Origin of the sequence: Vibrio sp. 10N.222.54.E6 (assembly GCF_041473955.1) — a bacterium.
GTDB lineage: Bacteria > Pseudomonadota > Gammaproteobacteria > Enterobacterales > Vibrionaceae > Vibrio > Vibrio tasmaniensis_A.
The window spans coordinates 199,951-222,679 of the sequence record NZ_JBFRTD010000036.1 but is presented as its reverse complement, the minus strand read 5'-3'; the positions used below and the strand labels follow the sequence as shown (position 1 = coordinate 222,679).

Sequence of the window (22,729 nt, the reverse complement as noted above, 5' to 3'; positions counted from 1 at the left end):
CTATGAATCTACCAAGCTTAAACATGTCGATAAACAAACTGCCCTTTGTGTTGGCTGTGTATTATCTGCTTATCATCAACATCCCTCTCTCCCTAGAACTGTTTAGTATTGTTCAGGTATCAAAGTCTGAAAGTGTCGCGTTTCTTATATCCATCCCGTTCTTCTTCCTTGCTGCCTTCAATTTTATCTTCCAAGTCTTTAATTGGCCGATATTCTCCAAGCCGTTTTTCATCTTATTACTGATCACCTCAACCTTAGTCAGCTACAGCATGTTCAATTACGGCATATTCGTCGACTACGGGATGATAGAGAATGTGTTTGAGACCAATAGTGGTGAAGCAGCAAGCTATGTAAGTACCCACTCCATCTTATGGTTACTTGCCATGGGCGGTATTCCATCGTTCATCCTGTTGTTCACCAAACTTGAAAAAGAATCTTGGAAAGATTTCTTTGTCTGGAAATCGATTGGGCTGCTCTCTTCCTTGATCGTCATTGCCATTATTGCCGGGCTTTTCTACAAAGATTACGTATCGATTGGTCGTAATCATTCGCACATCAAAAAGATGATCATCCCGACCGAGTATGTGTCATCAACGGTTAAATATATCAATAACACTTACATAAAACAGCCCATCCCTTATCAAGAGTTAGGATTAGATGCGAAGCAAACAGCACAAGCCAAAGCGGCAACCAAACCAACATTATTAGTGTTTGTTCTTGGTGAAACCGCACGCGTGTACAACTACCAATATCATGGCTATGAGAGAGAAACCAACGCTCATACCAAGCCTTACAACCCGATATTTTTCTCTGATGTTCAGTCGTGCGGAACAGCCACCGCGGTTTCTGTGCCATGTATGTTCTCGAACATGAATCGCAGCAACTACGATCGCGACAAAGCCTACAACCAAGATAACGTGGTCGACATGATGAACCGCGCGGGCATTCACTCTATCTGGCGAGAGCATGATGGGGGAGACAAGGCGGTCGCACATCGAATCAAAGAGATGACGCTCGTCGCCAAAGACAGCGACCCGCTGTGTAATAAAGATGTGTGCTATGACACAGCCATGCTAGAGAACTTCGAACAAGATACTCAAGATCTTAAACAAGATAGCATCATTTTCTATCATATTTCGGGGTCTCACGGCCCAACGTACTTTGAGCGTTATCCAGAAGAACATAAGAAATTTACGCCTGACTGCGCTCGTGCAGACATTGAAAACTGCACCAAAGAGCAAGTGGTTAACACCTACGACAACACCATCTTGTACACGGATTTCTTTCTCTCACAGGCGATTCGGAAACTGGAGAAACTGACCGACAAGTACAATGTCGCACTGATGTATATCTCGGATCACGGAGAGTCTTTAGGGGAGAATGGCGTGTATCTTCACGGCATGCCCTACTCGCTGGCACCAAAAGAACAAACCCACGTACCGATGATCCTATGGATGTCTGATGGTTTTGCTGCGCAGAAAGGGATAAGCGAGACCTGCTTAAGAAAGGCGGGGAAAGAGCAGAGCTTTTCTCACGATAACCTGTTCGACTCCTTGCTTGGCCTGATGGACGTGCAAACTAAAGAATACCGAGCGAGCCAAGATATTTTTGCTGCGTGTCGGTAGTGTTTTTGCTTATGTAAACCATCGGAAAACTCGAGTTGCCTGAATAAGCTCTCCTCAACTTCCCCTAAAAAGAAAAGACCTCGGTCTTTTCTTTTTTTCGTCGCTAACATGGAGCCAGAGTGCTAATTTATAACGACGAAACAATGAGCTACATTTAATAGAAACAATAATGGAAGAGTCCGTCGTGCTCCAAAGACCAACCTGTCTTATTAGACTTTATCTCACTCACATCGCTCATTGAACTTACCAAGATTAGCTCAGTTCAATACCGTGCCTGAATGGCGCCTAATATCAATGTTAATGTCATATCATTAAGGACAAATGAATGGACGCTTTCATAATTTCAAGCTGGCAATTTTCTGAGGGTGTGGCACATGAACACACCACCAGCCCAGCCTCATTCGAGCAATCAACTTGGTATCACTGCCAAAGAGATGCTGACGGTTTGAGAGAATGGCTCCACAGTAATACGGTTCCAAATGCCATCATCGATTCATTACTCACCGATGACACCCGCCCTCGGTTCGAACAGTTTGGACACGACTGTTTTTTGATGATTCTGCGAGGCATTAATCTAAACGAAGGTGCTAACCCTGACGACATGCTTAGCCTACGCATCTTATGGTACAAAGGCACTTTAATATCGACACGTAAAGTTCCTTCAAAAGCGGTCAGTAATCTGGTGTCTGATCTCATTCAAAACCAAGGCCCCACATCATTGCCTGATGTGTTGTTGGGCATGATCCGTGGAATCAACCACAGTATTTCAACCTTCCTAGCACCCGTCGAACTATTAATTGACGAGTTAGAATCTAACTCCAATATCGACATAAGATCCATTAACGCTCTACATTCAAGGCTACTCAGACTAAGGCGTTATTTGAAGCCACAGAAATACGTTTTTGAAGATTTAATGAGTGACCTACCTGCACCATTGAGTAATCACAACAGTCATATAAAGAACAGCCTTGATACCATCCTGAGAATTAACGAGTCTGTTGAGTTTTACATCGAACAAATTAATGTATTTTTAGCGAGCCTAAGTCAGCAACAAGCTGAAAAAATGAATAGAAATACGTACCTATTTTCTATCATTGCAGGTATTTTCCTCCCTGCTGGGTTTTTCACCGGTTTACTGGGTGTCAATATCGCGGGGATACCCGGAACAGATAACCCAATAGCATTCCCACTCTTTTGCGTTGGGCTGCTCGTAGTCATAGCGGCAGAGGTCATTATTTTGAAAAAATTGAGGTTTATTTAATGGTTGAGTTTTTGCAATCCAATATGTGGCTTAGACAAGTAGTTTTAGGTTTACTTCTTATCACTGTGTATTGGGTGATCAAACGCTTAGGTAAGAACTGGATAGAAACATTAGCGGAAAATAAGCGTGTCGAATTGAAGCGAAAGCAGTTCGTGATTAAGTGTTTCAATATTGTTCTGTTTCTACTCTTCATCGCTGTGTTTACGATTGTTCTTAACTTGGGTTTTGGTGATATTTCGCTGTTCTTATCATCCATATTTGCGGTGCTGGGTGTCGCTTTATTCGCGCAATGGTCCATTCTAAGTAACCTCACAGCCAGCGTACTAATATTTTTTGTCTTCCCTTATCGCATTGGCGACAGAGTAAGAGTCGCGGAGAAAGACGAAGACATCAGCGGTGTGATCATCGATATCACCATGTTCCACGTTATTCTTCGACACAGTTCGGGTAACATTATCACCTACCCCAACAACCTGATTTTACAAAAAGGCGTGATAAAGGTTTTGGTTGAACCTGAAGCAAAAAGTGAAGCTTCAATAAGGTAACAGGCCTAACACCGAATACCTATGCCAAACAAGTTGGGTTAACGATTGATGTGTATGGAGGAGTGAGATCAGAGTAACCCACTCTTTGTCTATAACGCACATTCTTTCTATAGCGAAGGCTCTGTCTTTTGTGTCCCATTAGCCGCAAGTTTTATTGAGTTTAGATTTGCGACTAAATATACTGGAGACACCATCAGACGGAGGACAAAAATGAATAATAAAAACAAACATATAGTTTTAATTCATGGTCTATATATGCCTGCGTTGATCATGCAATATCTGGATAGAAACTTCAAAAAACGCGGCTTTACAACGCACAAGTTTGCCTACAACTCGCTGCGTTTCCCTTCTGCAGCCAAACGTCTCAATCGTTTCGTGAATGCTCGTTTTAATGAGTATGATGAGGTCTATTTTTTCGGTCACTCACTGGGTGGCTTGCTGATTCGTCATTACTTTAAATTCTACCAACCACACTTCGCCGACACCTGCATTATTACAGCAGGCACTCCGCACAATGGGGCAACCATCGCCAAAACACTGTCTAATCATGGGCTTGGATTTATATTTGGTTCGAGCAAAATGATTTTAAGCGATGGCTTGGGTGACTACGATATTGATGTGCCGATTGGCGTAATTACTGGCACCTACGACGCTGGCGTAGGACGCATTGTATTGGGAAGAAATCCTGGGGATGGCACAGTAACACTCGAAGACGCCAACCTGAGAGGAGCCACTGATACTTACGCCCTCAAACTCAACCACACAGCGCTGGTCTACTCTAAGGAAGTCGTAACACTGTCGGCTCAGTTCATTGAACACAGAGCTTTTAAGGACGCTTCATAGCTTTTTTCAGTAGCTTTGCGCGTTGACTCCTGTATCGAGCTCTTGTTCTCTTATTTGTGATAGATAAAAACAAAAATACCACTCTGCGATAAGAGTGGTATTCGAAGATCCATTGCTGGAAATGAGCGCTTGCTATACTTTCTATACTTGCTACAGACGATTCACTCGGGTTGGTAAGAACACCTCGCCCAACATGCATCGCACCGAACCACCGCCGATGTCTTCGATCGTTTTCACGTTAAATGGTAGTAGCTTACCGTGTGTCGAAAGCTGAGCTAACTGAGCTGGAGAAAACGCATCATAAGCCGATTGAGACATCGCGATCACCTTGTCGCCATTCACAGTTTCAAGCTGAAGGATGTTGCCACAAAAACGATTCATCTGATCGATTGAGATAGAGATAACTTGCTTGTCTTTGGCAAGAGACTTCACAACAAAGCGGCGCTCAAACTCTGGGATCACTTCATCACAGATCACGCAGAAATTATCGCCAATCGCCATCATCACATTGGTATGGTAAATCGGTTGACCAGACGGTAATGCCGTTTGGAACGAGACCACGCGAGAATAGCCAATGCGCTTCGCGTAATCTTCCAATACTTCGCGGTCACAACGTTGTGAAAGCGCAGCATAAATGGTCTTGTTGATATGGTCGATCACCATCACGCCTGTGCTCTCTAGATAAGAACCTTGAGCAACGTACGACTCCATAGACTCACTGTGATTAACAATGCGACCAGACGCTTCCAACGCTTCAATAAGTGCATTCGGCTTAACTTCATTTTGACGGTTTTCACACGCCATAGGGAAAGTGAATAGGCTTCCATCACTACAAGTACTGAACCAGTTGTTTGGGAACACTGCGTCAGGGGTTTCAACACCCAGTTCCGGATAATCAAACTCTACAACTTGCACACCTTCTTTACGTAGCGAAACCACCATAGCCTTAAACTCGGCCATCGTTTCTAACTTTACCTCAGCTTCAGTCAGATCGACTCTGTGCTGAAACTCGTTATCACGGGCTGTTTCTTCGTTAAATTTAAATTCTTTTGGCGGCACCATAACAACGCAATTTGCGTTTTGAACATTAGTAATATGCAGTGATTTTTTGTGTAGGTTTAACATTTTAACCGTCCCTATCTTTTATTTACCTCAGAATTGTAAACAACTTGTTACGACAAAATTCACTGAAAATCACAATGATTTGAATATTTATCCCAAGTAATTACTGCGAATTTTAGATTAGTCGGTAATTTTTACTGCAAGATAACAGCACATCAGAAAGAACCAACTGTATGCATATTCGTTAAAGAATTTACTGGATAAATATTCTCATTTCATTTTTCAACTCCACACGAGTTTTGATTACAATTTAATCCATTTAACGTTAGGATTATCACCGTTGCATAACCATCAATTACGTTTGAAATAAGCTTAACTTTTCCTGTCTAATTCAATCTAAAATTAGCTTCATGAAAGACACTCTTTGGAGGTGTTCTGTGTCGCTTAAACCAAGTACTTACATAAGAACTAAACAAAAATCTATCGAATGGCTTAATACTTATAAGAACGCGTTGGCACTTATATAATTTCAAACTAAAACTGAAAAATTCAAATCAAGACTATAAAAACAAAGCTGCACATCACGATGCTCTAGCATCAAAGATGCAGTAGCTTATAAAGGGAAAACTATGTACAAGAAATTTGAAGGCTTTACTGAAGCCTTTCCAAAGGGAGAGCCGATACAACCTCCTACTGGAATACTGGCATTCTGCCGCCATTACACACGAGGTTTTGAAAAGCCGTTGATCTTGCTCGGATTGATGAGCATGACCATCGCGATCATCGAAGTTGCGCTGTTCGGTTACATGGGACAACTGGTTGACTGGCTATCAACCAGCAACCCGGACACTTTCTTAGCAGACAACGAGTCGACACTGATGGGGCTCGGCGTTCTGCTGTTGGTCGTGATGCCAATCTTGATCAGTGTTTATTCGCTATTGCTTCACCAAACTTTGCTGGGCAACTATCCAATGTCGATTCGTTGGTTAGCGCACCGCTACCTTTTGAAGCAAAGTTTGTCGTTCTATCAAGATGACTTTGCCGGGCGTGTTGCCACCAAAGTCATGCAAACATCGCTCGCGGTACGTGAAACCGTGACCAAAATGGTCGATGTGTTTGTTTACGTGACGGTTTACTTTACAGCGATGCTGTTCATGCTCGCTGAATCGGATTGGCGCTTAATGGCTCCAATGTTGATTTGGTTGTTCATTTACGTCGGTATCCAACTGCACTTCGTACCAAAGCTGAAAGACGTGTCTTCAGAACAGGCGGATGCTCGCTCACTGATGACAGGACGCATTGTTGATAGCTACACCAACATCGCTACGGTCAAACTTTTCTCTCATAGTAAAAGAGAAACCGAGTACGCAGAAGAAGGGATGGAAGGCTTCCTAGACACAGTCCATCGCCAAATGCGCTTGGTTACAGGCTTCAACATCTGCGTTGAATTTGCTAACTATCTATTGGTATTCAGCATTGCCGGTATCTCTATTTACCTATGGTTAGATAACGCAATCACGGTCGGTGCGATTGCGATTGCAGTCAGCTTGGCTCTGCGTATTAACGGTATGTCGAAATGGATCATGTGGGAAATCGGCGGTCTGTTTGAAAACCTAGGTACTGTAATTGATGGTATTAAAACACTGTCTAAGCCCATTGCTATCGAAGACAAGAAAGACGCAAAGCCTTTGGACGTTCCACAAGGCGGTATCAACTTCGACAACGTGAGCTTTAACTACGGTGAGAATAAGGGGGTGATTAACAACCTAAACCTAAACATCAAACCGGGTGAAAAAGTCGGCTTGGTTGGCCGTTCAGGTGCAGGTAAATCGACCCTAGTTAACTTACTGCTGCGTTTCCACGATGTAGAAAGTGGTCGCATCCTGATTGATGACCAAGAGATCTCGAGCGTTACTCAAGATTCTCTGCGTAGCAACATAGGTATGGTGACTCAAGATACCTCACTGCTGCACCGTTCGATCAAAGACAACATTCTTTACGGTCGACCAGAGGCATCAGACGAAGAGGTATACGCGGCGACTAAACAGGCACACGCTCATGAGTTTATCGAAACGCTAACTGACCCGTTTGGTAACGTTGGCTACGATGCTCAAGTAGGTGAACGTGGCGTTAAGCTTTCTGGTGGGCAGCGTCAACGTGTCGCTATCTCACGTGTTCTTCTGAAAAATGCTCCGCTGTTGGTTCTAGATGAAGCAACATCTGCTCTCGATTCTGAGGTAGAAGCAGCGATTCAAGAGAGCTTGATTGAACTAATGGAAGGCAAAACCGTTATCGCGATTGCACACCGTTTATCGACGATTGCAGCAATGGACCGTTTGATCGTACTCGACCAAGGTAATATCGTCGAAGAAGGCACGCACCAAGAGCTGATTACACAAAATGGCATCTATGCTCAATTGTGGAATCACCAGACTGGTGGCTTTATTGGTGATGATCTTGAACAGACAACGAGCGCTTAATTTATATTCCATTTTAAAAGTGCGGCGTAATTCACACCAAAATGTTAATTGGCGGTAAATTACACATGGCAGAATGTTATGTCGTAATCATATAATGACATTAACAGCAATGACGCTTCGCTTGCGCGTTCTGGAATAAGGCTAGACTTCGGGGGGAGGCTAGCCTTTTTTATGCCTGTTATTCTCTGCCCCTTTCTCATCTGTTTTCATTGGTTCTATAAACTTCATCGATCCTTTTGTTTTTTTCTTGGCGTTTTTTTCTTAAAATGCGCGCAGTATTCTTTTTAGAGATCAACCATGAACAAAAGTGTCTTAACTAACGTTATTGCGTTAGCACTGCTTGCTGGCGGCTATGCGACAGCAAACCAATACTTGCTTTATGCAGGTTTATTCGCATTTTCTGGTGCCATCACCAACTGGCTTGCGATTCACATGTTGTTCGAGAAAGTACCCGGCCTATATGGTTCTGGCGTTATTCCAGCGCGCTTTGAAGAGTTCAAGGCAGCCATCAAACAACTGATGATGGAACAGTTCTTTACCGAAAGTAACATCGACCGTTTTCTGAGTAGTGAGATGACAGGAAAGTCACTCAACCTAGAGCCTGTGATTAAGAAGATCGACTTTAACCCTGCATTCGAATCGCTGGTGCATGTTATCGAAAACTCACAGTTTGGTGGCATGCTAGCGATGGTTGGCGGCACTGAAGCACTACAGCCAATGAAAGCGCCATTCGTGGAGAAGATGCAAGAGTCTGTGATCGAAATCAGCAAGAGTGATTCGGTAAAAAATGCCATCAAGGATGAACTTGAATCACCTGCGATGATGGATGAAATCAAAGAGAACATTGAAGCGATCATCGATCAGCGCTTGAATGAACTGACACCAAAACTGGTTAAAGAGATGGTTCAGACCATGATCAAAAAACACCTTGGTTGGTTGGTCGTTTGGGGTGGGGTATTCGGCGGTGTGATTGGTTTAATCTCTGCCGCAATTACGCTGTAAGACGGAGAAGTTTATCCGATTGCTCTTTATCTGACGTTCAACAAAAAATGGAAGCTTATTGGCTTCCATTTTTTATATGTAAATAACCTTGGTAAGGCGAAAGCAGGTCACTATTTTATGGTGGCCAACAGCTCAGGGTTAACACCAAAGCCCTTCTTGTGTTCTTCAATCACCACTTCGCTGCGTGTCTGAATCACACCTGGCAGGGTACCCAATTTCGTTGCCATAAACGCTTGGTACGCCTTCATGTCTTTTACTCGAACCTTGATCATGGTGTCAAAATCCCCCGACAGCGAATAGCACTCTTCGACCTCAGGCATCGTTTCAACCGCTTGTGCAAATTTATCAAAAATTGAAAAACTGGTTTGATCGAGGCGAATATGGATAAACACTTGGACATCGAGCCCCAACTTTTCTGAACAAAGCTCAGCATGATAGCCTGTGATGTAGCCCACTTTTTCCAATCGCTTCAACCTATCAGAGCAAGGTGAAGTTGTTAGGTTGACCTGTTTCGCTAGTTCAACAACGGGCAAACGGCCTTTCATATGCAGAATTCTTAGTATCTCTTTATCGATACGATCGAGTTGATGCTGAGACATAATATTCCTTAAACATTCTAGATTGCGCTCAGTATATTCCATACTAAGAGCAATCGAAGAAAACCTTGCTCACACATTTAGAAAACTAAATAGACCATTCCTATTCACGTTAAATATAAAACCGAACGGAGCGATAACAACCCTTATAAATCAAACTCCAGTTATTAACAAATTATTATAGAAATGACCCGATTAACAAATAAGTTGAGCCAGAAACGAAAGAAAGGATATAGGCCAAAGTGAATAATAGAATTCTCAAAGAGAAAGGATGACTCTATTATGAAAACGCAAGAACTCGCATATAAACCTTACGGAATCGGTTCATGGACACACGTAACGGTATCAAAAGATGTTGCCCAAGCACTCGCAAGTGAATACTCAAACTATGGCTGGGAAGTTAAGATTGATGGTAATGTCGTCGAGGCAGAACCTTCACTAAAAGCGGCATAAAAAACGAAAAAACCTCCATCAGGGAGGTTTTTAAATCTAAGTTAGTAAGCACTTACTACAATCTAAGCCAGACCAACTTGGGGAACTGCAGTTCCTGTTTCACAACGACAGTTACACGTTCGACAGAAGTGTTGAGTTTCCATGTCGTAGTACAGGTTTCCACTAAATAGCTTTGACGTCCATTGCATCACACGGCCAGAGGTTGTCTCAGGCTCAGATTCACAACGTTTCATTATAGACTTATGTAGTGTTGTTTTTTTACATCCTTTGCAATAGAGATCAGGCATACCTTTGTCCTATAGGTCTTTAGTGGTTACTGATAATTGACACATGATGTCCAATTCAGTGTAATAATTCACCGAGCTAATAACAAAAGTGAGCGCCAAGTTCAAAAAATAGCCATTTTATCGGTTATTTTTTGACATCAAGCGCTATGAAAAGCCTTTATCTTCTATTTATTTCCCTTCTATCATTTGGTTTCGATTTACATTGTAAACCTCATAACAGCCGTGCTTCTTCTGTATCCTACTGGTTTTTTATAAGACAAAGGTAGTGCCCACATAAAAAAATAGAGCCACCGAAGTGACTCTATTACTTTTATTTTTCAATTACTTTTTACAATTGCTTTTTAGCTAATGTTCTTTGCTAATTCACATATGTTTTACAATGTAAATTAGTCTAGCTCAACTAGGTTCTTCTTGAACTCAGCGTGTTGCTTTTTCACTTCGTCTTCTGGCTCGCCAGTCATTAGGCTCACAATAACGATAGAAAGCGTCGATAGGATGATTCCCGGTACGATTTCGTAAACATCGAACCAACCGCCCGTGAACTGCTTCCAAAGTACAATCGTAACACCACCAACCACGATACCCGCTAGAGCGCCGTTACGGTTCATACGAGACCAGTATAGGCTTAATACGATTGCAGGACCGAATGCAGCACCAAAACCAGCCCATGCGTAAGATACAAGGCCAAGTACTGAGCTGTCTGGTGTCATCGCCAGAACAAGAGCAACAAGAGAAATTAGAATAACCGCGAAACGGCCGACACGAACAATCTCTTCTGACGTTGCGTCTTTCTTCAAAACTTGCTTATACAGGTCTTCTGCCATTGCAGATGAAGAAACAAGAAGTTGTGAATCCGCAGTACTCATGATTGCCGCTAGAATGGCAGCAAGTAGGATGCCGGCGATTACTGGGTGGAACATCGCGTTCACAAGAAGCATGAAGATCTTCTCGCCATCGTCTAGCTTAGGTGCGCCAGAGTTCGTCACATAGATTAGACCAACAAGACCCACAAGCATTGCACCAATCATAGACAGTGCAGTCCAGATAACGGCAATGCGGCGCGCTGTTGTTAGGTCTTTATTACTACGTGTTGCTTTGAAACGCGCAAGGATGTGTGGTTGACCGAAGTAACCCAAACCCCATGCCGCTAGTGAGATGATCGCAATAGCAGACAGTGGCTCACCCTTCGCATCATTCCATAGCGTTAGCAGCTCTGGGTTGATGTTGTGTAGGTCGCTAGAAAGCTGACCTAGGCCACCGTTCATTGCCGCGATTGGTACAATCAATAGCGCTGCAGACATGAGTAGACCTTGAACCAAGTCAGTCCAAGATACCGCTAGGAAACCACCAAACAGAGTGTACGAAACTACACAGACTGTACCGATAATTACCGCTGTTGTGTAATCAAGGCCGAATACCGTTTCAAACAATTTACCACCTGCTACCAAGCCTGAACTTGTGTAGAAAAGGAAGAATAAAAGGATAAAGAAAGCAGAAATTGTTTGGATCAGCTTAGAATTATCATTGAAACGACGAGATAGGAACTCAGGCAGCGTCAGTGATTCAGTCGTAATGCTGTAAGTACGTAGACGTTTTGCACTGATTAACCAGTTTGCCCAAGTACCAACAAGTAGACCACCAGCAAGCCAAAATGCTTCAAAGCCAGCAGCGTAAGCGTAACCAGGCAGGCCAAGTAGCAACCAACCACTCATGTCTGATGCACCAGCAGAAAGTGCAGCAGGCCATGGGCCTAACGAACGACCACCTAGGAAGTAGTCTGTTGAGTTAGATGTACGTTTGTAAGCAATAACACCGATCGCTAGCATCATAATTAGATACGCAATGAACGTCGTCGTTATTGCAAAACTGTTTTCTATCATTTGATAGTCCTCATTTTGTAGAAAGCCTTCCATGCCTAATTCAATGCAAGACACTCACCGTAAGGCAAGCGAGTGCATTGAGTTAGGTATTGAGGCTCCAAGGCACTATGAATTAAATCCAAAGATGGAGAAAACCCAACAATGGAAAAAACCAAAAGTACTTAGAGCCAATTTTACTGAAGGTTAGTGAGCTTCACTTCCAAGTTCGAGCAAGGTCGCGTTACCGCCCACGGCTGTTATATTTATAGTTCGCGTACGCTCGGTAATGAAGCGCAGCGATAGGTGTGGATCATTAGCAACATTCATTGTCACCAGATCCGTTTCAGCTACTAAACCGACGATTGCACCGTCACGCTTAGCAAGCTGTAAATTGATAGCTTGTGCCGTTTGCGAGTTACCTACGTAACCCACGCTACGTACATCGCAAGACAACAACTGTTGAGCAGCGTCATACGAGGCAACTTGCACCAAGTTAGTTGGCAAGTTCGCCGACTTAGCTGCGTCTGCAACTAACGTATTGAACTGCACATCATCACTGCACAATTGAACGCTGTTACCTGCCAATAGCGCGGCAGTAATCAAAGCCATTGCAGTTTGCAGCGCTGGCACTTTCACTTCGCAATCATCAACAATCACCAAAGCCACACCGCGACCTGCGGCATATAGCTCATTGGTTTCGCCCGTAGGACCTGCCATTAGGTGATGTTCAGAAAGCAGTGCAGACGCTTGCTCTAGATGATAAGTCGCCACCATCGCCAAAGGCGCAGATTGACTTTCGATCTCTGATTTAAGCGCAAGTACCTGAGCACTCTTGTAATCAAAATCGGTAAGATTCCATTGTTCCCACGCTAGCAAAGCATCAGAAAAACCTGTCACTTGATGAACCATGATAATGCTCCTTATGCCTTGTCTTGTGATTGAGAGAAATGAATATCAGTAAAGCGATATAGGTAGTGAGGACCACCCGCTTTAGGGCCAGTACCTGACAAGCCTTGACCACCAAATGGTTGAACACCAACAACGGCGCCCACTTGGTCACGGTTGATGTAGCAGTTACCCACACGAACGTGTTTTTCGATCCAACGGTAAGTTGTCTCGTTACGGCTGTGGATACCCATGGTTAAGCCAAAGCCCGTTTGGTTGATTTGGTCTACCACTTGCGCTAGCTCACTCGCTTTGAAGCGAACAATGTGTAGCACTGGGCCAAACTGTTCTTCTTTCAAGCAGTTGATGTCATCAATTTCAAAAGCACTTGGTGGAACAAAATCACCATGTTCACAATCACTACCTAGAGAAAGTTGAGCCACCTTCTTCTGGGTATTGGTCATGTTTTCTAAGTGCGCCATTAGCTTCTGTTTTGCGTTTTGGTCGATAACAGGGCCAACATCGGTTTTATGAAGGTGTGGAATGCCAACACTCAGCTCGTCCATTGCACCGTGAATCAATCCAACCACGCGGTCTGCAATGTCTTCTTGGATGTAAAGCACACGTAGTGCAGAACAACGCTGACCTGCTGAAGCGAATGCTGAACGAATCACATCACGAACTACCTGTTCAGGCAGTGCAGTACTGTCGACGATCATCGCATTCTGGCCGCCTGTTTCCGCAATAAACGGAACTGGCTTAGCATTACGAGTGGCTAATGACACATTGATACGCTGTGCCGTTGGTGTAGAACCAGTAAAGGCAACGCCCGCAATCGCATCATGACTGGTGAGCGCACTGCCGATCTCAGCACCGCGACCCAGTAGTAGCTGAATCGTGCCAGCAGGGAAGCCCGCTTCATTCATCAGTTCAACCGCACGAGCAGCAATCAAGCTTGTTTGCTCGGCAGGCTTAGCCACAACCGTATTACCCGCCACTAGTGCTGCAGTAATTTGGCCAAGGAAGATAGCTAGAGGGAAGTTCCAAGGGCTGATACAAACGAACACACCACGACCTTGTCGAGAAGCGATTCGTGTTTGGCCATCAAAACCTTTTAGTTCGAAACCTTGTAGATTGTCAGCTTGTTTTGCGTAGTAACGACAGAAATCGACTGCTTCACGTACTTCATCAACACTATCGTGAATTGTCTTACCCGCTTCTTGATGACAAATCGCCACCAGCTCAGCGAGGTTGTCTTCCATCAGGTCAGCCAACTTATCAAGTGCAGCCGCTTTGGTTTCAACCGAAGTTGCGTTCCAATCAGCGAATGCTGCGTCTGCGCCAGTGATCGCTGCGGAAACATGATCAAGGTTAGCAAAAGCCACCTGACCCACATGAATACGACGATCATAAGGTGCCGTCACTTGCTCAACGTTCTGATCAGCCTTGATCATGCTTTCGGCAAGAGATTCACCGTTGATCACAGGGCCCGCAGTCCATTGGTTGTTTAAGAAGCTTTTTACTTTCTCTTCAAATTGATGCGCTTCGCTTTCAATATCAATGTTCACACCGTAAGAGTTCTTACGCTCAGGGAATACCGCTGGAGGCAGAGGAATCTTAGTGTTGTGCAATGTATCGAATGCCAGAAGCATATCGACAGGATGTTGAGTCAGCTCTGCCACAGGGCAACGCGCATCAACTAGGCGGTGGACAAACGAGCTGTTTGCACCATTTTCTAGCAAGCGACGTACTAGGTATGGCAGTAGATCTTTATGGCTGCCAACCGGTGCGTATATACGTACCGACTGTTGGTAAGCTTCCATCGCATGGTTGTACAGAGAATCACCCATGCCGTGTAAGCGTTGGAATTCAAAGTCTTTATGGTCGGTCATGACGGCAATAGCAGAAACCGTATGAGCATTGTGGCTCGCAAACTGCGGGAAGATATTGCCTCGAACACTTGGGCTCAATAGGTAACGCGCACAAGCAAGGTAAGCTACGTCAGTAGCTTCTTTACGAGTGTAAACTGGGTAATCAGTAAAGCCAGCTTGTTGCGACCATTTGATTTCGCTGTCCCAGTACGCGCCTTTCACCAAGCGAAGCGGGATCAAATCACCCTGCTCTTTCGCTAGGCGGTTTAGCCATACTAGAACCGGTAGTGCACGCTTTGAGTAGGCTTGAATAACCAGACCAAATTTACCCCAACCTTTTACAAGATCAGTACGGTACAGTTTTTCGAATAATTTAAGAGAAAGCTCTAGGCGATCCGCTTCTTCCGCATCAATCGTAATCGCAACATCGAGCTCTACTGCACGGCGCAATAGCTGCTCTAGCGTGTCGCAAAGTTCAGTCAGTACGCGGTCTTCGTTCGCCACTTCATAACGTGGGTGAAGCGCAGAAAGCTTGATCGATACCGATGGCGCAGGGCTCGATTTTGAAGAGACCTTCGATTGTGGAGAAACATAGTTGTCTCGACCTACGGCTTCAATCGCCATTAGGTAATCTTTGAAGTATTTATTTGCGTCAGCAGTGGTCAGTGCCGCTTCACCTAGCATGTCGTATGAGTAGGTAAAGCCTTTATCACGCATAGACTTACCGTTCTTTTGCGCTTCAGCAATGCTGCGGCCAAGAACGAATTGGTGACCCATCACCTTCATTGCTTGGTGCATCGCTTTACGAATCACCGGCTCAGAAAGCTTGTTCACTAAGCGATTAACGGCTTGACCCGCACTCTGCTCTTTAGATGAAAGTCCAACCACCTTACCTGTTAGCATTAATCCCCAAGTGGATGCGTTAACAAATACTGAGTCTGAATTCTTTAGGTGAGACTTCCAATCCGCAACGCTTAATTTGTCACGAATCAGCGCATCAGCGGTTGCTGAATCAGGAATACGCATCAAGGCTTCCGCCAGACACATTAGCAAGATGCCCTCTTGAGTATCTAAGCTGTATTCAAGCAACAATGCATCGATCATCTGGATAGAAGTCTTATCCGCACGGATAGCTTCGATCAATGATGTCGTTTTGTCTGTGATCTGCTGCTTTTCTGACTCAGAAGGGGTAGCTAGCGGCAGAAGTTGCTCTAGCCATTGGGTTTCATCCACCATATATAATGGTGAGATAAGCGACCATAGATCAGCAAGCGACTGCTCGTTGAATTCTGGCTTTAACACATCAGTAGCTGTAAACATGCGTTTTCCTTAATCTCACACCCGGAATTAGCCCGGGATCTCTACAATGGCTGCAGTGTATTTAGAGTATATAAGGATTACTTGTCAAAAACTCCGAGTTTTTTGCTAAAAACTCGCTTTATTAACAAAACAAACACAAGGTCACATATGAAACTTTAATATAATATGCCGTTTTGTTTCACTATTTAACAGAAGTTTGCTTTTTGTATTGAGATGGTGACATGCCTTGAAGGCGAGAAAAGGTGTGAGTAAAGGAGGATTGACCGGAAAAACCAGCCAGTTCTGCAACCTGTCCAAGGCTTAAATTACCTTGTTCAATAAGGTGTCGAGAGCGGTCGATACGCTTTCCTAAAACATATTGGTGAGGGGTAATGCCCATTTGATCTTTGAATAGCATGTGGAATTGGCTTTCGCCCAAGAACACACTGCCTGCAAGCTGCGCGACTGAGATCTTATTAGCCAAGTGTTGTTCGATGTAGCGATCCAACGACTCAAGATCGAAACGCGAATCTTTAATCGAGGTTTCAAATGCCGAGATGTGTCTTTGCATCAACGCAATCACCGTGTCATTACAAGCTCGACTCAACAACAGATCATCAGGACTGGCCTGCATCTCTTGCACCAACATATGGATAAGCTTTTGAATTTGCGCATCTAATTGGAAGTAGACGTTGGATGATTCTAACTGGTTAATCTTCTCTAGCATCAGAGGGTCATCATCGGTTGGCATAGGCATGTTGAGTACGAGAATATCCGACTGACCAACCACTCCACCGAAAGCATGATCAGAGCGAGCCGTGACTACACAGCCTTGCCCTGGACCGACAAGATTACCTTTACCGCTCACTTCAAATTCCGCCTGACCTTTTAAACCAATGACTACCTGCGAATAATGGTGATCGTGACAATCCATATGCGAAGGCAAAGTAATGATCTCCGCAGGGCGAGGGCCAGTAAGGCTTAGCGGGGACAAGTCAAAGTTCGGAAAGGGTAACGGTTTAGGCATAACATCAAAATACTCAGGTCGACATAGTAAGAATAATACTCTGAAATCTGCAGAAGATGAATTTGTAAATGATCATGAGAGATGTTTTCTCTTCTTCAAAGAAAGATCATTATTGATAACCACGTGATCATGTCTCCGGAAGTATGATCAAGTGAGCCCAAACTACGGGCTTTGTAAAGTCAACCTTCCAATCTTTAGGCCACTCTTGCTTGTTCCAAGAGCAAATAAATCTGAGCACCAAAAGTCAAAGCAAGTCACAAATGGAAACCAAATGACTACACCATAACGACAATATTTTCTTATATAGCTCAATTATTTCGGTGTAAATATGTAAAAAGTGTATCCGAAGTACCGAAACTTAGCTTTTGAGTAGATTGGAGGGCAATAAAACGGTATAAAGACGGGTACTGTGTTAATTGCTAATAACTAGTGACTGACAACTAGGAAGTAGACACTTTATTAACGAGCCAATTTTAAATATACAAGTTGCAGGGACCTATGACTAACTTTCGAATTTCAGCGCTTTTACTTGCGCTATCCCCACTTTGGGTATCTGCATCGTTATCAGCTGAAGAACTGAATCAAGTCGATCCCGTTTCAGCTATCGATGCAAAGCTAACAGAGAAAAACTCAGATATTGAGCGTATTTCAGCGACCAAAGTATCGGCAACTGAGACCTTAAAACAACTACAAAACCAGAACAGTAAGTTGTTACGTGAAGGTGAAGAGTTAAAGGCAAAACGTAACCGAGCTAAATCTGTACTCGACAAACAATACAGTCGCTTACTTGACGATCCAGAAACGGATCTGGTTTCTTTTCAGAAAGGATACCAAGATGCTTGGGCTGCGGTTAAAGAGAATCAATCGTCTCAGCTAGATAATCAGCAAGCGATGAATGAGAACGAAATTTACCTTTCTCAAATTAAGCAAAAGCAAGCTCGTTTGAATAATGAGCTGGCTAACTTGAAAGAATCAAAAGTTGAAGCTCGCGTTAAACGTATTGCAACAGAACTTCGTGAAAGTGCCGTTCTTGAAACGAGCTACACCACCACATGTTCATCAACAATGACACTGGGTGAGTGTATTGCTCAAGGTAAACACCTGACGAAGCAGAAAGCAGTACAAAACTTCAAGAGCAAATTACTTGAACAGCTCACAGAAAGCACGCTAGCGAAGCAAAACTTACAAGGTGTTCAATTGAACATTCATGTTCAAGACAGCCAAGCAATCAAGAGCGGTTTCTCTGGAAACAACTCTTACTTTGTGCAGATGCAAGCTCAACTTCAAGCAAAACCAGAAGCGATTGCAGCATGTAACTTATTGAACGTTTCAACTCGCTACTGTTTAACGGACAGCGACGTTAAGGTTACAAAGAAGAGCGACAAGCAGTGGGCAAACGTGATGGTACGTTCTGATCAGTACAATGACTCAGTCACTATCAACGGCATTAAATACGGCAGCACACCCCTAGAGGTTTCGCTACCGAGCGGTCGTCACCAAGTAACCATTTCAAAAGAAGGTTACGAATCATACAACCGCACAGTGACTATCAACGGCAGCGATACTATTTGGGTGAAACTCCTTCCTAGTAAAGAAAATGAAATCTAAATATATAAAGCTAAGCCTGATATAAATAGCCGTGCCTATTTCACAAAGCTGAATGAATACTCGCCATCTTGTTTGTAGTTATAGAAAGTAGCTTCAAACGAAATGGCGTTTTCGTTAGAATATTCAATTAACCTAAATTACGACTGAAGTAGCCCAACATGCGCCAAGGTTTTCCTACTCTATTATTTGCACTTGCTCCATGCTTAATGACGCCTGCTGTTTTCGCTGAAGCGACATCTCCAGCAATCACGTCATCAGTCATCGACATTGAAAGCTCTCTTTTCGAAGAACATGCCAGTTTAACGGCTATCGAGAAGAAGATGGCGGACAAACAAAATCAAGTCGACAACCAAGCAGAGCAAATGGCACGTCAAGCCAAGTTATTAGCTCAATCAGAGCAAAAACTCGCAACGGCGAAAACTAGCCTAGAGCAAGATTACACTCGCATGATTGATGAGCCAGATTTCGATATCTCACCAGCTCAAAACCGCTTTCAAGATGCCTGGAAATCGGTAAAAGAGCACAAGCTTACGATTTCGGATTCAGAGCAAAAGCTTCAAAGCTTAGTGATGGAACTAGAGGCCATCAAAGCCGAAAAATCGGCTGTAGAAATGTCTATCGCCCATTTGAATCAAGACAAACTAAGAGCAAGAGCTGAGAGATTAAGAAGCGAGGTCACTCAAACACAAGAACATACTGTTAGCTTTACCAACCGCTGTAGCAGCGACATGACGTTAGCTCAATGTTCAGACCAAACGGTGGCTTTGACACTTCAAAAAGCAGTAAAACAATTTCAAAATAGCCTTGTATCCAACGCGACAGAATCAAAAATAGTAAAAGAACACCTAGCGTCTGCATCTTTGAATATTCACGTTCTACAACACAGCGTGAAATCATCTGGCTTCTCCGAAGATAACCGTTACCGAGCAGTGGTTGCTGCGAATTTAGAAACTCGTCCAGATAAGAACACTCCTTGCCGCTTACTTGGCATTCAATCCTCAAACTGTTTCGATCAGAGCGATCTGCAAGCCGATGATCAGCAGAAAGAAGTTGCTTGGGTTAACTTGGTGGTTCGTTCAAATCAATATAATGACAAGGTTTCTATCAATGGTGTGAACTATGGCAGCACACCGGTTGAAGTGATGCTACCTACAGGGCAACACATGGTTACGATTGAGAAAGAAGGTTACCTTTCTTTCCACCAAGAGCTGAAAATAGCCCGAGATCACAACCTAAGAGCAGTATTACAAGCGAAGCAGAACTCACTGAATGTGGGGACTAAGTTTGCTGACCCAATGGGCAATGGTGCTCAAAGTCCAGAAATGATTGTGGTTGGATCTGGGACTTACCTACTCGGTGAAAATAACGCTGAGCAAGTCACGATCAAACAGCCATTTGCATTAGCGGCAACCCCAACTCGTGTTCAAGATTTTAAAGCATTTGTGAAAAATACGGGTTACCAGACAGACGCAGAGCTGATGAACACTTGTGATACCTTCGTGAATGCAGAAATCACGACTGTGTCAGACAATGACTGGAAAGCTCCTGGTTTCAAGCAAGTCGATAACTCACCCGTTGTATGCGTCAGCCAAAGCGATGCGAAAGCGTACACACGTTGGTTATCTAAAAAAACAGGCTTTACTTACCGCCTACCAACACAACAAGAGTGGGAAGCGGCGGCAAGAGCGGGTCAAGATACCAGCTTCTGGTGGGGCAACAAATTCCGTTCAGGTAGAGCTAATACTGGTTGGTCTGGTACACAGTGGTCAAACGTCAGTACTTCTCCTGTAAAATCATTCTTGCCAACGCCAACGGGTTTCTACGACATGGTAGGTAACGTTTGGGAATGGACTGCAACCCAAAAAGGCATCGCTAAGGGGGGCGCGTGGAGCTTCTCTCCTGAAGAGGCAAAAGTGTTTGCTGAACTGTACGTTTCGCCTTCTACTGCCGCTAACTACTTAGGATTCCGAGTATTACGAGAGCTATAAGCTCTTGGTATTCCTCAAAGCCCTCAAATATTTACCTTAGATTCTCCTAGTATCAGGTTGAGTCAGTGTTTATAGGGGAATTCCCTCCTTATATTCGATCTCGCCTAGGAGTAAATTCGTCGATAGAGTAGTAAGTCACTCTGGGTATCTATCTGATACCTCAGCTTAATTTACATGACCCTCGTAAATTAAACTGGAAATCTTCTACGTGTCGACAAGGTATATCTTGTCTTTGGCCAGCCCTTCTTCAGGCTGGTTTTTTTTTGCTTTTTTCTCATCCTTTTTGCTTAGCTATTGATCAATAAAGGCACACTTAAACAACATACCGTTCAACCATTAATCACACTCCATTTTTGATGCATAACTCGACTTCTAATTGTCATTGCAGCTCTATAAGAAACTGATATCATTGCAATACTTCCTCTTACGAGATAAAACCTTGCCGAATCCCCTCAACTCCATACATCGTTCTTTATTTGAACAACTTCCAGGTTGCTGGGGGTGCAAAGATACTGACTCTGTCTTCGTGTATGCCAACCTTGCTTACAACCAATTAATTGGCTTAAAACCCAACGAAACTTGTACGGGCTTAACCGATTTCGATATGCCTAGTCAAACAACCGAATGCGCGCAGGATTTCAGGGCTCAAGACAAACATGTAATGGATACACGCAGTACTCTTAAAATCCTCGATATTCACCCTTATCCAGACGGACGCTGGCACGCCCATATTTTTACTAAAACCCCTTGGCTTGATGGGAATGGCGAAGTTCAAGGCACCATTTTTTATGGTCAAGAACTCACCGACACCGCCATCTTAGAAGTAGGCCATTGGGTGTGTCAGGCAACTTGCGAAAAAGACAATCAAGTGTCCATTGCAGGATCAAAGCCACGCATATCAAAGCTCAAAAAGCGACTGACTTCGCGAGAATCAGAAGTGCTGTTCTTGCTGCTATTCGGCAAGAAACCACAGTACATCGCGTCTACGTTGAACATTTCAATCAAAACAGTCGAAGGGCATGTCGCCAGGTTGAAACAGAAATTTGATGCGCGCAGTAAAAGCCGGTTGATTGAGTATGCGTTGGACTCGGGGCTAGGCTCTATGATCCCAGAAACCCTGCTTAAAAAGCAGATCTCCGTTGTTCTGCACAGTGACTAGATATTGGTTTGATGAGATGCAGACAAAAAAATACCGTTGATAAGTCTAATCAACGGTATTTTTGGATCAGTTAAGCAGTTAAGCAAATTAAGGCGCTAGGCGGTCGATATCCCAACGGCTATCTTGGCGTGAGAACAAGAAGCGATCATGCAAGCGGTGCTCTCCACCTTGCCAAAACTCAATGCTATCCACACGCACACGGAAGCCACCCCAGAAAGAAGGCACAGGAATCTCTCCTTTCGCGAACTTCTGTTTAAGCTCTAGATATTTACCTTCTAAAATCCCACGAGCAGAGATACGGCTACTTTGCTTACTTGCAATTGCGGCCAATTGGCTCTCTTTTGGTCGTGACGAGAAGTACTTCATATTTTCCATTGCTGTCAGTTTTTCAGCCGTGCCCGTAATATGAACTTGTCGCTCAAGAGGGTGCCAAGGGAAATGCAAACTGATTTTGCTATTGTGCTCTAGCTGATGCGCTTTACGGCTACCTAAGTTGGTGTAAAAAACGAAGCCGTCTTTATCAACATTCTTTAGCAGAACAATTCGCTGGAATGGCTGACCATTTTCATCAACCGTAGCAACTGTCATGGCAGTAGGGTCCGTCAACTTAGCTTCAATAGCTTGCTCTAGCCATAGATTGAATTGCTCAATCGGGTCTGCGGCTAAGTCTTTACGTCTCAATCCACCCTTAGCGTATTCGCGACGAATATCGGTCAGTTCCATTTGGTTGCTCCTTTCAATTTTTTTTGATTTTGCGCTGTAATCCTTTGAAACACAAGTCTAAGCCATGGTTTTGTCTCACAGAAGGTGCTCTGTGTTAACAAGATCTCGGTACTCTATCCATCATATTGATAATCTTTATACAAACCGATGACATGC

19 protein-coding genes and 1 pseudogene are annotated in these 22,729 nt (G+C 43.8%); 12 read left to right on the top strand and 8 right to left on the bottom strand.

Features of this window, described 5'->3' with window-relative positions:
- The first annotated feature begins 2 nt into the window (after positions 1–2).
- The 5 genes and pseudogenes from AB4513_RS20635 (at position 3) to AB4513_RS20615 (ending at position 4,274) form a co-directional block, all read left to right on the top strand.
- Positions 3–1,625, top strand: coding sequence for a phosphoethanolamine transferase (locus tag AB4513_RS20635; protein ID WP_009845988.1), 1,623 nt, complete (start codon positions 3–5; stop codon positions 1,623–1,625).
- A gap of 325 nt (positions 1,626–1,950) precedes the next feature.
- Positions 1,951–2,886 carry a CorA family divalent cation transporter gene (locus AB4513_RS20630; protein ID WP_009845989.1) on the top strand — a complete coding sequence of 312 codons (936 nt, stop codon included), beginning with the start codon at positions 1,951–1,953 and terminating at the stop codon, positions 2,884–2,886.
- Positions 2,886–3,431 carry a mechanosensitive ion channel family protein gene (locus AB4513_RS20625; protein WP_009845990.1) on the top strand — a complete coding sequence of 182 codons (546 nt, stop codon included), beginning with the start codon at positions 2,886–2,888 and terminating at the stop codon, positions 3,429–3,431. The genes AB4513_RS20630 and AB4513_RS20625 overlap by 1 nt, the downstream gene beginning before the upstream one ends.
- Positions 3,425–3,508: pseudogene (locus tag AB4513_RS20620) on the top strand (AraC family transcriptional regulator); the annotation flags it as partial. The gene AB4513_RS20625 and the pseudogene AB4513_RS20620, both read left to right, overlap by 7 nt.
- A gap of 133 nt (positions 3,509–3,641) precedes the next feature.
- Positions 3,642–4,274 carry a triacylglycerol lipase gene (locus AB4513_RS20615; protein WP_009845991.1) on the top strand — a complete coding sequence of 211 codons (633 nt, stop codon included), beginning with the start codon at positions 3,642–3,644 and terminating at the stop codon, positions 4,272–4,274.
- Between the two features lie 150 nt (positions 4,275–4,424).
- Here AB4513_RS20615 and AB4513_RS20610 read toward each other — a convergent pair whose 3' ends face one another.
- Positions 4,425–5,399, bottom strand: a complete 975-nt coding sequence (locus AB4513_RS20610; RefSeq protein WP_009845992.1) for an arginine deiminase-related protein — start codon at positions 5,397–5,399, stop codon at positions 4,425–4,427.
- A 566-nt stretch (positions 5,400–5,965) separates the two neighbouring features.
- Here AB4513_RS20610 and AB4513_RS20605 point away from each other — a divergent pair.
- Positions 5,966–7,816, top strand: a complete 1,851-nt coding sequence (locus AB4513_RS20605; protein WP_009845993.1) for an ABC transporter ATP-binding protein — start codon at positions 5,966–5,968, stop codon at positions 7,814–7,816.
- 297 nt (positions 7,817–8,113) lie between these two features.
- Positions 8,114–8,818, top strand: a complete 705-nt coding sequence (locus AB4513_RS20600; protein ID WP_009845994.1) for a DUF445 family protein — start codon at positions 8,114–8,116, stop codon at positions 8,816–8,818.
- Between the two features lie 110 nt (positions 8,819–8,928).
- On the opposite strand, the gene AB4513_RS20595 is transcribed toward AB4513_RS20600, so the two are convergent.
- On the bottom strand, positions 8,929–9,417 hold the full coding sequence (locus AB4513_RS20595) for an Lrp/AsnC family transcriptional regulator (protein ID WP_009845995.1): 489 nt from the start codon (positions 9,415–9,417) through the stop codon (positions 8,929–8,931).
- Between the two features lie 279 nt (positions 9,418–9,696).
- Between AB4513_RS20595 and AB4513_RS20590 the strand changes: the two genes are divergently transcribed.
- The gene (locus AB4513_RS20590; RefSeq protein ID WP_009845996.1) at positions 9,697–9,867 is read left to right on the top strand and encodes a hypothetical protein; all 171 of its coding nucleotides are present in this window, start codon (positions 9,697–9,699) and stop codon (positions 9,865–9,867) included.
- Between the two features lie 62 nt (positions 9,868–9,929).
- Here the strand turns inward: AB4513_RS20590 and AB4513_RS20585 are convergent, their stop codons facing one another.
- Together AB4513_RS20585 and putP are read right to left on the bottom strand one after the other, a co-directional pair.
- Positions 9,930–10,100: a hypothetical protein gene (locus tag AB4513_RS20585; protein ID WP_372071041.1), complete on the bottom strand. Its 171-nt coding sequence runs from the start codon at positions 10,098–10,100 to the stop codon at positions 9,930–9,932.
- Between the two features lie 440 nt (positions 10,101–10,540).
- On the bottom strand, positions 10,541–12,031 hold the full coding sequence (putP, locus tag AB4513_RS20580) for a sodium/proline symporter PutP (protein ID WP_029222791.1): 1,491 nt from the start codon (positions 12,029–12,031) through the stop codon (positions 10,541–10,543).
- A gap of 34 nt (positions 12,032–12,065) precedes the next feature.
- Here putP and AB4513_RS20575 point away from each other — a divergent pair, with 34 nt between their 5' ends.
- Entirely contained in the window at positions 12,066–12,221 is a 156-nt protein-coding gene (locus tag AB4513_RS20575; protein WP_009845999.1) for a hypothetical protein, read from the top strand.
- On the opposite strand, the gene AB4513_RS20570 is transcribed toward AB4513_RS20575, so the two are convergent.
- From AB4513_RS20570 to AB4513_RS20560, 3 genes are all read right to left on the bottom strand, one after another.
- Entirely contained in the window at positions 12,218–12,922 is a 705-nt protein-coding gene (locus AB4513_RS20570) for a 1-pyrroline-5-carboxylate dehydrogenase (RefSeq protein ID WP_009846000.1), read from the bottom strand. The two genes, AB4513_RS20575 and AB4513_RS20570, sit on opposite strands and share 4 nt — an antisense overlap.
- 11 nt (positions 12,923–12,933) lie before the next feature.
- Positions 12,934–16,089 carry a bifunctional proline dehydrogenase/L-glutamate gamma-semialdehyde dehydrogenase PutA gene (gene putA, locus AB4513_RS20565; protein WP_009846001.1) on the bottom strand — a complete coding sequence of 1,052 codons (3,156 nt, stop codon included), beginning with the start codon at positions 16,087–16,089 and terminating at the stop codon, positions 12,934–12,936.
- Between the two features lie 181 nt (positions 16,090–16,270).
- A complete protein-coding gene (locus tag AB4513_RS20560; protein WP_102257703.1) occupies positions 16,271–17,095 on the bottom strand; it encodes an AraC family transcriptional regulator in 825 nt (274 codons plus the stop codon).
- 498 nt (positions 17,096–17,593) lie between these two features.
- Between AB4513_RS20560 and AB4513_RS20555 the strand changes: the two genes are divergently transcribed.
- The 3 genes from AB4513_RS20555 (at position 17,594) to AB4513_RS20545 (ending at position 21,850) form a co-directional block, all read left to right on the top strand.
- Entirely contained in the window at positions 17,594–18,703 is a 1,110-nt protein-coding gene (locus AB4513_RS20555; protein ID WP_009846003.1) for a PEGA domain-containing protein, read from the top strand.
- A 158-nt stretch (positions 18,704–18,861) separates the two neighbouring features.
- Positions 18,862–20,691, top strand: a complete 1,830-nt coding sequence (locus AB4513_RS20550; RefSeq protein WP_009846004.1) for a formylglycine-generating enzyme family protein — start codon at positions 18,862–18,864, stop codon at positions 20,689–20,691.
- Positions 20,692–21,067: 376 nt separating this feature from the next.
- The gene (locus tag AB4513_RS20545; RefSeq protein WP_102257702.1) at positions 21,068–21,850 is read left to right on the top strand and encodes a helix-turn-helix transcriptional regulator; all 783 of its coding nucleotides are present in this window, start codon (positions 21,068–21,070) and stop codon (positions 21,848–21,850) included.
- A gap of 87 nt (positions 21,851–21,937) precedes the next feature.
- Here the strand turns inward: AB4513_RS20545 and pdxH are convergent, their stop codons facing one another.
- Positions 21,938–22,573 (bottom strand): pyridoxamine 5'-phosphate oxidase, encoded by a 636-nt coding sequence (pdxH, locus tag AB4513_RS20540; RefSeq protein WP_009846006.1) that lies wholly within the window; start codon positions 22,571–22,573, stop codon positions 21,938–21,940.
- Positions 22,574–22,729: the final 156 nt, after the last annotated feature.